The organism is Fibrobacter sp. UBA2449 (assembly GCF_002342555.1).
In the GTDB taxonomy this organism is placed as follows: Bacteria; Fibrobacterota; Fibrobacteria; order Fibrobacterales; family Fibrobacteraceae; genus Fibrobacter.
On the sequence record NZ_DDQF01000005.1, the window covers coordinates 171,346 to 184,038 of the forward strand.

Consider the following 12,693-nt stretch of genomic DNA (forward strand, 5'->3'; position numbering starts at 1 on the left):
CTTTTTTTATGCCCTTCGCACAGACAAACTCCGGCATGCCGTAAGATTTTTGTATCTTTCAGCACATGAGGAACATTTCATACAAACTTATCGGTACCGCACGCAAGGCCTTCGCGCTCTGCCTTTGCGCAGGGTTTACGGCCACATTCGCGGAAGAATGCGACGAAAAGATGATGGACGCCTTCGCCTACGAGGACTGCCTCGCGGCCAACGGCGGGCAGATCGACAACGATGCAAAAAAGGGCAAGACGGACGGTCCCCGCCTTACCATACTCGGCCAAAAAACCGATCCTTACAACCCCTTCAAGCGCGATGCCTATCTCACCTCAAGCTTCGGCGAGAACCGCGGGACGCGCTACCACATGGGCATAGACTATTCGACGCAGATGGAAGAAGGCTGGGTCATCTACGCCCCCGAGGACGGCATCGCAAGCGAAATCAAGACATCCCCCTACGGCTACGGCAAAGCGCTCTACTTCAAGGGCAACAGCGGCAAGACATGGGTGTTCGCGCACCAGAGCAGCTTCAGCGCCCAGCTCGACGAACTCGTATACAAGAAGATGTACAGCACCAAGAAGAACGACATCGTGATTTCGCCCAAGGTCGCGTTCAAGAAGGGCGACACGCTCACCTTCGCGGGCAGCACCGGCATCGGGAACCCGCACCTGCACCTGGAAGTCCGGACCGCCGACAACAAGGGACTCTCGCCCTGCAAGGAGGGCGCCCTCTGCCTCGACACCATCGCCCCGCAGATCTTCGCCGCGGCGGCCACCTACAAGGACGACGTGGCGTTCACGTCGACCGAGGCGCTCGACAAGGGATGCATAGCGACTCCCATCAAGAACACCTTCGAGAACGACGCGCCCGTACACATCGCCTTCAAGATTGCGGACTACAGCCGCGAGCCCAAGGAAAACCCGATGTCCATCCGCAGGCTCGAAGTGTTCCGCTACGACGAGAAGATGTTCAGCAAGGTCCAGGACACCATCCCCTTCAGCAAGCAGCTGCGCATCCGCGACGAGCTCCTGTGGGCGGAGGAAGCCGACACCGCCGGCGACTGGCACTACGTCAACGTCCCCTTCCCGCCGCAGTCCGAATACCGCATCGAGGTGGAAGACTACGCCGGCAACGTGACCACGAAGAAGTTCTCCATCCGCTCCCACTGCAAAGACAACTCCGAATTCCAGAAACAGAACTTCCAGAAGACACCCCTCATCACCTACCTTTCGAGGCCGGCGCTCGACCTCGGCCGCTGCGATTCGAGTTTCACCTTCGCGGCTCTCGACAAGAACGGCAACACGCTCAGCGAGAATCTCTGCAAGGTGTTCCCCCACAAGTTGACGTTCCTCGGAAAGATTGCGGCAACCTTCCCTGCCGCCACGAAGATCGCCTACTCCAACGGCAATAGCGAGAACACCATCTACATGACCACGCTAAACAAGGGAGCATCTTCCGCCAGCTGGACCGTCAAGGATGAAGATTTCGAAATCTCGCAGAAGGTGACCGGAATGGCCGTAAGGACGAACGACGGGACTCCCGTCCTCGCTTTCACGAAAAACATCACCGACAGCCTGAACTTCTACGAGTTCCACCCCAAGGGACTGCAGTTTACCGGCAAGTGGGAAGTCTGCATCGATGCGCATACGGCCCAGGCCCCGCTCTACTGGCTTGGAGAGACGAGCCGCAACTGGTTCATCTTCAGCAAGCAGACCTCCGGCAAGAAGCGTTGCGCCAGCATGAACGAGCTCCGCGACATCGCAACAATCGACAACCAGGATCCCCCCACGCTCGGGTTCCCCTACTGGGACAACATGATTATCGGGGGACTGCACCAGCCCGCTCTCAAGATTCCAGTCAACTTCAAATACGACGGAATCTCCGACGGGAACTCCATCACCGTAAAATCCGGCAAGAACTGGATCGCCGCCGAATACGACTCCGAACCGCGCGAGATTATCCTGGAAGGAGCGAGACTCCCGGACGAGGGTGAAAAGATTACCATCCAGATAGTCGACGAAGGCAGGCACAAGGCCACCTACACCGTGACCATTCCGGGCATGTAGCGGCTAGGGTTCGCCGCGGCTAGAGTTCGCTGTAAAGCGCAAGCTTGCGGTCGCTGCCGAGCGCCGCACGCACCAGGTCATAGACCTTGGCCTTACGGTCCGGGAAGTCGACCGGATGAAGCGCGATCCGCGGAAGCCCCACCGGCAGGTCCAGAATAAACTTGCCGAACCCGAAGGCCGTGTTCATCAAGGCATCGGGAATGCCCGCAAAACTCGTCACCGGCGAAAAATAGCGTTTGCCGTTGGCCTTCACCACCATGAACCTGTTCTCGTACAGCATACCCATGTTCCGGACCTGATGGGGCAGGAACCTGTTGCTGTACCAGGTGGGCGGGATAAAGGCGGCAGGCCTCTCGCCCCCCGCAAACAGTTGCTTCCATGCGGATTCCGCCTCGCGCAGGAGCCTCCCGGATTCGAACTCGCTAAGGCCGGCAAATTCCGCCTCGCCTCCCGTGAGGTTCATGCTCATGAGACCAAAATAGCTGCGGCCCTGGCTGAATTCGGCATTGTGCTTGTAACCGTGGAGCGAAAGTTCAAAGCCGTCAGCGACAAGGAGATGCAGCGCCTCCCGGAATTCAGCGACAGTCCGTTCGTCTGCTCCGTCCGTGCAGGGAATCACGAGGACGCTGAACGCACGTCCGCAAAGGTCTTTCAACGTTCCCAAGACCGGAACCACCGTCCGGAAATTCCAGACGCTCAAATCGTGAAAGCACAGGAGAAAACGTTTGCACATGTCGCTGAAGATAGCAAAATACTATATTTCCATCCATGATTGAATCCATCATCCTCGGCCTTTTGCAGGGCCTCGCCGAATTCCTCCCCATTTCCAGCTCCGGCCACCTCGTGCTGGGCCACGAACTCCTTGGCATGAACGAGGCGGGCATGTTCTTCGACATCATGCTCCACGCCGGGACGCTCCTTTCCATCTTCGTGGTGTTCCACAAGAAGATTACCGACATCATCGTGGGCTGCATCCGCCGTAATCCGGACCAGTTGCGCGAAGCAGGCTACATCATTCTAGCAAGCATCCCGACAGCGATGATCGGCCTCGGCTTCAAGGACTTGCTCGAAGGCCTTTTCGAGAACCCGCGCGCCGTGTGCGTGGCCGAACTCTTTACCGGCTTGCTCCTGTTTACCTCGCAGTGGGGCCCGACCGGCGCCAAGCATCCGGAGAGCGTTGGCGTCAAGATGAACTGGTGGCGCGCGCTCGTAACCGGTATCGTCCAGGGCATTGCCTGCATTCCGGGCATCAGCCGCAGCGGCTCGACCATCAGCGCCATGATGTTCATGGGCGTGAACCGCAAGTACGCCGGCGAATTCAGCTTCCTCATGAGTATCCCTGCCGTGGGTGGTGCAGCCCTCCTCGACGTCATCAAGTGGGCCAAATGCCAGAGCGCCGAGAAGGTCGCGCAGATGGCCCTCGAGAACCCGGAAAAGGCATTGAAGTGCGCCGACGCCGGCAGCTTCACTCCCGAACTTTTGGTAGGCATGCTGGTGTCCTTCATCTTCGGCATTATCGCCCTCAAGTGGCTCATGACCTTCTTGCAGAAGGGCAAGTTCCAGCACTTCGCCTGGTATGTGTGGGCCGTGGGTATTCTGGGGTTGATTTTCATCTAGGGCTACATGATTGTCTGTAAGAAATGCGGCGAGAAATACGAAGACGATATGCCGCGCTGCCTTTGGTGCGACGCTCCGAATCCGGAGCACCCGCTGAATAAAGCCAAAGTGGTCGCACCTTCCGTAGTCGTCACCACACAAGCAACGCCCCCCATGTCTGCCGTAACGTGCCCGGGCGTCACCGAACAATCTGCTGACGAGCCAGCCTCGCCTGTGCCAACCGATGCCAGCGAAGCAGATTCTAAGGCCGACAAGACTTTACCTGAATCGGGCGAAACCGTTGCCGTCATAGGGCCCGGGCAAGAACAGGACATCGCCATAGAGCAACAGTTCCGTCAAAAAGGCGTCCTGTGGAGTGTCATTCTGGCCGGGGTTTTCGTCTCGTGGCTATGCCACTACAAGTACCTTAAGAAAACCGACAAGTTTAGCACAAAGTTCTTTTTGCCCCTATTCGGCATTGAGTGCGTGTCCAAATCTTTATTCTACATGCTTTCAAAGGCTAATTATTCTGGATTAGCCTTCGGTCCCTTTTTATATGCCATCATTGTCATTATCGTCTGCCTGTTCTATTGGTTTTTCATCGGAAAACTCGGCCTCGTTCTACTCAAGAAAGCCGTTCCAAACTATGACCAAAAGGCTTTCAAAAAACGGGAACGCATCGGGATAGCTATCGGCATCCCCATCTTCGCTTTAGAATTTATCGCCGGATACCTTCAATACGGCACTGCCGCTAGAATGTTGGGAGTTTGGCTAGGCAACGCCCTCCGGTAGTTTTCCCACCATTTTTGGCACGGTTCTTGCATCTTCTATAGCGAAAACAAGGCAGGACCGTTGTTTTGTTTCATTTTGAAACATCTTGACAGTCTAAGCCGCTCGAAAATTAAACATAACGGAGATTCCCGCCTGCGCGGGAATGACAAAAAGGAAAAGGACGTAAAATGGCAACAGAGAAGATGGAATTCCAGACCGAAGTTCGCGACATGCTGAACTTGATGATCAACTCCCTTTACAGCAACAAGGAAATCTTCCTCCGCGAGCTCGTCTCGAACGCGGCGGACGCACTGGACAAGCGCCGTTTCCTCTCGCTCTCGAACGCAGACTTACTTCCGCAGGGCACGCAGCTCCGCATCGATATCTCGGTGAACAAGGAAGGCAAGCGCATCGTTGTCGAAGATAACGGTATCGGCATGAACAAGGAAGACTTGATCAACTGCCTGGGTACCATCGCCCGTAGCGGCACCAAGAACTTCATCAAGAATTTGAAGGAAGGCGACAAGGGCAGCGTCGATCTCATCGGCCAGTTCGGTGTGGGCTTCTACTCCGTGTTCATGGTCGCAAAGAAGGTCGAAGTGCTGACCTTGAAGGCCGGCGAAACTCAGGGTTACCTGTGGTCTTCCGAAGGCACGGGCGAATTTGAAATTTCTGAAGCCCCGCGCGACAAGGTGGGCACCAAGATTACCTTGTACCTGAAGGACGACGAAGACGCGGGCGACTTCGCCAGCGAATGGAAAATCAAGGACATCGTCCAGAAGTACAGCGGCTTCGTGAGCTACGGCATCTACTTCCACCCCGAAGCAACGAAGAACGACAAGGGCGAACTGGAAGAAAAGCCCGAAGAACGTTTGAACGAAAAGCAGGCCCTGTGGCGCCAGAGTGAAAAGGAAGTCACCGAGGAACAGTACAAGGACTTCTACAACGTCATCAGCCACGAAGCCGACGAACCGGCCGCATGGAGCCACAGCCACGCCGAAGGTTCCCAGGAATTCTGGAGCCTCGTGTACATTCCGTCGAAGGCTCCGTTCAACATTTGGCACAACGACGCGTTGCACGGCCTCAAGCTCTACGTGAAGAAAGTCTTTATCATGGACGACTGCAAGGATTTGCTGCCGCCTTGGCTCCGCTTTGTGCGCGGCGTGGTCGATAGCGAAGACTTGCCGCTGAACGTGTCCCGCGAAATCTTGCAGAACAACAAGATTATCACTAATATCCGCAAGCACGTGATCAAGAAGGTGCTCGACTCCCTGCAGAACATGGCCGATAAGGATGCCGCGAAGTACAACGCCTGGTGGCGCGAACTTGGCATGGTCTTGAAGGAAGGCTTCTACATGAACTGGGAACATCTTGACGAACTCAAGAAGTTGCTCCGTTTCGAAAGCACCAAGACCGAAGGCGACGCTCTCGTGGGCCTCGACGAATACGTAAAGCGCATGCCGGAAGGCCAGAAGGAAATCTACTACCTCATCGGCGACAAGAATGCCGTGAAGTCCAACCCGATGCTCGAAGCCTTCAAGGCGAAGGGCTACGAAGTGCTGCTCATGAGCGACGGCATCGACGAGTTCATGATGTCGAGCCTCACCGAATTCGGCGACAAGAAGTTCCACGACATCGCCCGCGGTGACGTGGACTTCGAAAAGACCGAAGACGAAAAGAAGGCCGAAGAAGCCAACAAGGGCATTTTCAAGGGCCTCTGCGAAAACTTGCAGAAGGTCTTGGACGAAGACATCAAGGAAGTCCGCGTGTCTAGCCGCTTGAAGGATAGCCCCTGCTGCCTCGTCACCAGCGAAGACGCCATGAGCGCCCAGATGGAACGCATGATGAAGGCAATGGGCCAGAAGAACTTGCCGAAGAGCAAGCGCATTCTGGAAATCAACCCGACGCACCCGATTTGCGAAATGCTCAAGAAGAAGGTCGAAGCGAAGGAAGATTTGGGTGACTGGCCGAAGGCCCTCTACGGTCAGGCATTGCTCGCCGAAGGCTCTCCGCTCCCGAACCCCGCTGAATACGTCAGTGCGATTACTAAACTGCTGACCGCCAGCGTGAAGTGACACAAGGCGCGAAGGATCTAACCCTGAACATTAAAAAGACCGCGATTCACTCGCGGCCTTTTTTCATTCTAAATTCATTTTCAGCCTAAGTCAAAAAAGATGGGAGCAAAGAACGCAATAACAAAAACAACAACTAGGATTACTACACCCAAAATAATTCCCTTGCGTTCACGGGGCTTATAGACTTCTGGCGCATATTCCGGGAGACATTCCTTTATTTTAGAAGCGCCTAATCTTCCCAAAATGAAAATGGAAACAAAAAACCAGACCATTCCCAAGATATCGTAGACATTCAAGGTTTCCGGAGATGTCATTTTAGAGCCAGCGGTTAGTGCCTTATCTACCATATTCGTCAGGATATTCCACCCAAGCATCGGCAAGAAAAAACTCTTTGCGCTCTTTTCCAGCTCCTTGCGATGGAAAAACCACGAAATAATCGGCCCGCCAAGAGCCATGCTCCACATAAATTTTCCCGCCGGATGCGCAACGGCTGCGGTTTCCGGCACAGGTTCCACGACAACAGTTTCCGGGACTTTGTCTTCGTTCATGTTTTACCTCTGTAAGTTTTTTTGAAATATACAAAAAAAAACAGGGTCGGAATGACGACTCTTTTCGTTGACACCGGGCCCATTTTTTGTTAAATTTGAATTTGCGAATGATTTGCAAATTAGAATACAAGACGAAAACGCGACAAGTCATCATGGACTTCATGGTCAAGAATCCTGACCGGATTTTCAAGGCCTCCGATATAGCCCAGGACCTGCGCTCCGTTTCCCTGAGCACCATCTACAGGAACCTCGCCCGTCTCGAAAAAGCGGGTATCGTCCAGATTGTCGGGGCCGAAGAGAACAAGGAACTCCAGTACCGCTACACTGGCCCGAGCAAGTGCCAGGAGAAAATGCACCTCGTGTGCAAGGAATGCGGCAAGTTTTTCCACCTGGAAGGCCCCGCACTCAAGATGCTGCAACTTTCGGTACAGCGCGTAAGCGGCTTTGAACTGGACCAGCAGCAGTCGGTTCTGCTCGGGCGCTGCGCCGGATGCTCCATAGCCGCGAAGAAACCCCTCCCGCGGAGGCGGATGCACCATGTTTAAGGCCCTGTTCGACAGGCTTCTGGTTATCTTGGCGTCGCTCTATGTGTCACGCCACCTGGAACACCATTGCCACGGCGAACATTGCCACGTCTGTCACCATATCCATCGCTGTCTGGAACTGATTACGGTCTGCATGGAAATGGTCGTCGCACCTTTTGAAATCGCGCTCTGCTGCGTGTTTTTCAGGCTCCCCCGCATCAAGGCTCTCGATACGTGCCGAGCCACCCTTGTTTCGCAAAAGGTCCTGTTGTTGAATTGAAGTGCGTCGCACCCAAGACGACGAGCGGTACAAAGCCGCATAACAACATCAACAACATTTGTCCATACGGACAAGGACCTTTATATGAAAAAAATTGCATCCATTGCAATACTGCTTTTTGCGTCGGTATTAATGCTGACCGCCTGCAACACGGAATCCGGGAAAAAAGATTCCGCACCGAAAAAGATTTCCGTCGTCGCGACCATCTACCCGCAGTACGACTGGTTGAAGAACGTGATCGGCGAGCATGCCGACGCGGTGGACCTGAAACTGCTCATCAAGAACGGCACCGACCTTCACAGCTACAAGCCCTCGGCACAGGACATCGCGACCATCGCCAAGGCCGACCTTGTCGTTTACGTGGGCGGCGAGTCTGACGAATGGATTGAGAAGGCTCTTGAGGTTACCCCGAAGGAAGGGCGCATCGCGTTGAACCTGATGAAGGCTCTCGGCGACCGCGTCAAGGAAGAAGAAGTCGCGGAGGGTATGCAGGTAGAGGAACATCACCATGAGCACGGCGAAGAAGCCGAAGAACATGAGCATGAACATCATGAGCATGCCGAAAAGCACGAAGACGAGCATCATCACCACGAAGAAGTCGAGAACGACGAGCACATCTGGCTTTCGCTGAAGAACGCTTGGATTTTGGTGAACGCGCTCGCCCAATCGCTTTCGAAGGTGGATTCCGCAAATTCGTCAATTTACACAGCGAACGCTATCCTCTACAACGCAAAACTCTGGGAAATGGACAAGGAATTTGCCACGGCTACTTCGGACGCCTCGCAAAAGACAGTCCTGTTCGGTGACCGATTCCCGTTTCGTTATCTGGTGGACGATTATGGCATTAAGTACTATGCCGCATTTGCCGGCTGTTCCGCCGAGAGCGAAGCGAGCTTTGAAACGGTTACGTTCCTTGCGGGGAAGATGGATTCTCTACAACTGCCCGCCATCTTCACGATTGACGGGAGCAACGGGAAAATCGCCCGAGCCATTCTCGAAGCAAGCAAGAACTCCAAGAACGCGCAGGTCTTGACGCTCAATTCGATGCAGTCGGTGACGGACGAACAGATAAAGGCCGGCGTCGATTACCTCTCCATCATGCGCGACAATCTGGAAGTATTGAAAAAGGCTTTAAAATAATATGAACGAAATAATCCCTCTGATCAAATGCCGCCAGCTGACGCTCGGCTACGGAAGCAAGGACCTGGTCCGCGACCTGGATTACGACGTGAATGTCGGGGACTACCTCTGCATCATCGGACGCAACGGTTCCGGCAAGACAACGTTCCTCCGTGGAATCGCAGGCTTGCTCAAGCCCAAGTCCGGAGATATCGAACTCTGCGAAGGGCTCAAGCGCAGTGAAATCGGTTACCTGCCGCAGATGACGCTAGTCCAGAGGGATTTTCCCGCATCGGTGGAAGAAATCGTTCTTTCCGCATTCCAGGGCAAGTTCCGCCTGCTGCCGTTTTATGGACGGGCCCAGCGGGAACGCGCCATGGAATGCATGGCGCTCACCCGCACCGAAAGCTTGCGCAAATCGTGCTTCCGCGAACTTTCGGGTGGCCAAAAGCAGCGCGTGCTTTTGGCCCGGGCCCTCTGCGCTGCCGATCGTTTATTGCTTCTCGACGAGCCCGTAACCGGCCTCGATCCCGAATCTACGGAAACAATGTACCGCGTCATCAATGACCTGCACAAGAAGGGCATGACCATCGTGATGGTCACGCACGACGTGGACTCCGCCCTGGACGATGCTACCCGCGTGATGAACTTCGACCAAATATCAGTTAAAGGAAGATAAAACCTCAAGTCAAGGAGATCCCCGCATTCGCGGGGATGACAATGTACGGTATGCCAATTGATACGCTTCTTTTCTACCTAGACTTTCCCTTCGTGCGCTACGCGATTGTCGTAGGCGTACTCGTATCGCTCTGTTCGTCACTGCTGGGCGTAACCCTCGTACTCAAGCGCTACTCCTATATCGGTGACGGCCTTTCACACGTTGCATTCGGCGCACTTGCCATTGCAGCAGTACTCAAGGTGACAAACAACATGCTCATCATCTTGCCGGCAACCATAGCCGTGGCTGTACTCCTGCTCTGCACCGGGAAAAACGCTCGCATCAAGGGTGATGCCGCCGTCGCCATGGTATCGGTCGGCGCGCTCGCCATCGGCTACCTGCTGATGAACATCTTTTCCACCTCGGCAAACATCTCGGGCGACGTGTGCACTACGCTTTTCGGTTCCACGTCCATCCTCACGCTGAAACTGGAAGAGGTCATCCTGTGCATCGTACTCTCTTGCATAGTCATCTTCTGCTTCGTCCTCTTCTACAACAAGATTTTCTCCATCACGTTCGACGAGAATTTCGCACGAGCCACGGGCGTCAACACTGCACTTTTCAACCTGCTGATTGCCGTCATCGTGGCAACGATTATCGTACTCGCCATGAACCTTGTGGGTGCGCTTTTGGTATCGGCCCTCGTGGTTTTCCCGGCACTTTCGGCCATGCGCGTATTCAAGAGCTTTTTCTCGGTAACGGTCGCTGCGGCCACCATATCCGTGATTTGCTCGCTTATCGGCATCGTAGTCGCTATTCTCGCCGGGACTCCCGTGGGTTCGACCATCGTGGCGGCGGATATCGTAGTTTTCGGTCTATTCTACCTGATAGGTATTGCACGAAACGGCGGTAACTAATTTGTCCAAATATTTCAAGAAAACAGCAATCGCATTCATTGCTGTGCTCCTGTTCGCACTGAACGCCTCCGCGAAGGAAGACCTGGGCGATTGGCCGAAGGCCCTCTACGGTCAGGCTCTGCTTGCCGAAGGTTCTCCGCTCCCGAACCCGGCTGAGTATGTGGCAGCAATTACGAAACTGCTGACGGCTAGTGTGAAGTAATTACGCGCAAAACGTCATTAAAGAAGGCCGCGAAATCGCGGCCTTCTTAATTTTTCGTATCGGATTTCAACAACATTTGTCAAAAAAAACTGGATAAGCGAGCAGAGCAAGGCCGCAACTCTTTTTAGCCAGAACGTTGGATAATCAAGCAAGACAAGGCGCGAGCCTCCGTAGCGTACTAAAGTACGCAAGGAGGCGAGCAACGCAGTATTGCGCCGATTAGCGAACGTTATTACCCGTGGTACAGATTGCCGGATTGGTAATTCGGTTCCGTCGTGAGGTTCACGCCCAGGCGGCGGAACACGCCCACATCGACCTGCGAGAGGATAACGCTGGAATGCACTTCGCAGTGGCGGAGTTCCGGCAGTTTCTCTAGGGCGATTTTCGCGTTGTAGTCCGTGAGGGCACAGACGGAAAGCGCCACGAGGGCCTCGTCCATGTGCAAGCGCGGGTTCTTGTGTCCGAGCTGTTTCGTCTTCAGATTCTGAATCGGCTCAATGACCATCGGCGAAAGCAGGCGCACTTCGTCGGGAATCTTCGCGAGGTGCTTGAGCGCATCGAGCAACATGGCAGAAGAAGCGCCCAACAGCGAAGAAGTCTTCGCCGAGATGATTGCACCGTCATTCAGCTGGATGGCAACCGCCGGGCCGCCAGTTATTTCAGCCTTTTCAACAGCAGCCGCAATCACGGGGCGGTCAACAGTGCTGATCTGCGCCTGCTCCATGATGAGTTCCTGCTTGTAAATCTGGTCCTTTTCCGCATTGCCCTTGCGCACATCGCAAAGCGTGTTGTAGTAACGGCGGATAATTTCCTGCTTGGCCGCCTCGCAAACGGCATCATCGTCGATAATGCAGTTGCCCGCCATGTTCACGCCCATGTCCGTGGGGCTCTTGTACGGAGATTCACCCAGAATGCGCGTAAACAGCGCGTTCAGCACCGGAAAAATTTCCACATCGCGGTTGTAGTTGATTGTAGTTTGTCCGTAAGCTTCCAAATGGAACGGGTCAATCATGTTCACGTCGTTCAGGTCAGCGGTCGCCGCCTCGTACGCGAGGTTCACCGGATGCTTGAGCGGGATGTTCCAGATGGGGAACGTCTCGAACTTCGCATAACCGGCCTTGATGCCACGCTTGTTCTCGTGATAAATCTGCGAGAGGCAGACGGCCATCTTTCCACTCCCGGGGCCGGGAGCCGTCACCACCACAAGTTCGCGCGTCGTTTCGACAAATTCGTTCTTGCCGTAGCCGTCATCGCTTACAACCAAAGGAATATTGCTCGGGTAACCCGCAATCGGGTAGTGGCGGTAAACCTTGAGTCCCAGTCCTTCAAGCTTCTTCTGGTAAGCAACGGCACTCGGCTGTTCCTGCCAGCGGGTCAGCACCACAGAGCTCACATAGAGGCCATAACCGCGGAACGCGTCAATCAGGCGGAGCACGTCCTGGTCGTAGGTAATGCCGAGGTCGCCGCGGACCTTGTTCTTTTCGATGTCACCCGCATTGATGGCGATAATGACTTCGGCCTTGTCCTTGATTTTTTCGAGCATGCGGATCTTACTGTCGGGCGCGAAGCCAGGCAACACGCGGGATGCGTGATGGTCATCAAACAGTTTTCCGCCAAATTCCAGGTAAAGTTTTCCACCGAACTTCGCGATGCGTTCGGCAATTTTTTCGGACTGCGTCTTGAGGTACGCTTCGTTATCAAAACCTACTTTAAACATCTTTTTCTACCAATTCAAATTAAAAATTCAACGTTCCAAAAATAAAAATTTTCAGCACGGCCGCAATCTGTTTTACGAAGTAAAAAACGCCTTTCCTAAAAATGTTTTCGGAAAATTTTTCTTTTTTCTAATTCGTTAAGTATCAAGAAATTAAGTCCTCCATCAAAAAAAAATCAGGGTCAGCGGCAAGCTCACCCCGATAGACAAGCAACAAACAACAAAA

General features: G+C 54.1%; 13 protein-coding genes. 10 read left to right on the plus strand and 3 right to left on the minus strand.

Features of this window, described 5'->3' with window-relative positions:
- Positions 1 to 65: 65 nt before the first annotated feature.
- Entirely contained in the window at positions 66 to 2,063 is a 1,998-nt protein-coding gene (locus B4B27_RS02280) for a M23 family metallopeptidase (protein WP_290723257.1), read from the plus strand.
- Positions 2,064 to 2,082: 19 nt separating this feature from the next.
- Here the strand turns inward: B4B27_RS02280 and B4B27_RS02285 are convergent, their stop codons facing one another.
- Entirely contained in the window at positions 2,083 to 2,796 is a 714-nt protein-coding gene (locus B4B27_RS02285; protein ID WP_290723259.1) for a DUF2334 domain-containing protein, read from the minus strand.
- A gap of 35 nt (positions 2,797 to 2,831) precedes the next feature.
- On the opposite strand from B4B27_RS02285, the gene B4B27_RS02290 reads away from it, so the two are divergent.
- The 3 genes from B4B27_RS02290 (at position 2,832) to htpG (ending at position 6,505) form a co-directional block, all read left to right on the plus strand.
- A complete protein-coding gene (locus B4B27_RS02290; protein WP_290723261.1) occupies positions 2,832 to 3,680 on the plus strand; it encodes an undecaprenyl-diphosphate phosphatase in 849 nt (282 codons plus the stop codon).
- 6 nt (positions 3,681 to 3,686) lie between these two features.
- Entirely contained in the window at positions 3,687 to 4,451 is a 765-nt protein-coding gene (locus tag B4B27_RS02295) for a hypothetical protein (protein ID WP_290723263.1), read from the plus strand.
- A 167-nt stretch (positions 4,452 to 4,618) separates the two neighbouring features.
- A complete protein-coding gene (gene htpG / locus B4B27_RS02300; protein ID WP_290723265.1) occupies positions 4,619 to 6,505 on the plus strand; it encodes a molecular chaperone HtpG in 1,887 nt (628 codons plus the stop codon).
- An 80-nt stretch (positions 6,506 to 6,585) separates the two neighbouring features.
- Here the strand turns inward: htpG and B4B27_RS02305 are convergent, their stop codons facing one another.
- Entirely contained in the window at positions 6,586 to 7,053 is a 468-nt protein-coding gene (locus B4B27_RS02305) for a hypothetical protein (protein WP_290723267.1), read from the minus strand.
- Between the two features lie 107 nt (positions 7,054 to 7,160).
- On the opposite strand from B4B27_RS02305, the gene B4B27_RS02310 reads away from it, so the two are divergent.
- From B4B27_RS02310 to B4B27_RS02335, 6 genes are all read left to right on the plus strand, one after another.
- Positions 7,161 to 7,598, plus strand: coding sequence for a Fur family transcriptional regulator (locus B4B27_RS02310; protein ID WP_097035177.1), 438 nt, complete (start codon positions 7,161 to 7,163; stop codon positions 7,596 to 7,598).
- Entirely contained in the window at positions 7,591 to 7,857 is a 267-nt protein-coding gene (locus tag B4B27_RS02315) for a hypothetical protein (RefSeq protein ID WP_290723271.1), read from the plus strand. Before B4B27_RS02310 ends, B4B27_RS02315 begins: the two co-directional genes overlap by 8 nt.
- 84 nt (positions 7,858 to 7,941) lie before the next feature.
- On the plus strand, positions 7,942 to 8,997 hold the full coding sequence (locus B4B27_RS02320) for a metal ABC transporter substrate-binding protein (RefSeq protein WP_290723272.1): 1,056 nt from the start codon (positions 7,942 to 7,944) through the stop codon (positions 8,995 to 8,997).
- Between the two features lies 1 nt (position 8,998).
- Entirely contained in the window at positions 8,999 to 9,655 is a 657-nt protein-coding gene (locus tag B4B27_RS02325) for a metal ABC transporter ATP-binding protein (protein ID WP_290723274.1), read from the plus strand.
- A 50-nt stretch (positions 9,656 to 9,705) separates the two neighbouring features.
- Complete coding sequence (locus tag B4B27_RS02330) at positions 9,706 to 10,551, plus strand: metal ABC transporter permease (RefSeq protein WP_290723276.1); 846 nt, start codon at positions 9,706 to 9,708, stop codon at positions 10,549 to 10,551.
- 1 nt (position 10,552) lies between these two features.
- Positions 10,553 to 10,753, plus strand: a complete 201-nt coding sequence (locus B4B27_RS02335) for a hypothetical protein (RefSeq protein WP_290723278.1) — start codon at positions 10,553 to 10,555, stop codon at positions 10,751 to 10,753.
- A 232-nt stretch (positions 10,754 to 10,985) separates the two neighbouring features.
- On the opposite strand, the gene B4B27_RS02340 is transcribed toward B4B27_RS02335, so the two are convergent.
- Complete coding sequence (locus B4B27_RS02340; protein ID WP_290723281.1) at positions 10,986 to 12,470, minus strand: DUF1846 domain-containing protein; 1,485 nt, start codon at positions 12,468 to 12,470, stop codon at positions 10,986 to 10,988.
- Between the last annotated feature and the right edge of the window lie 223 nt (positions 12,471 to 12,693).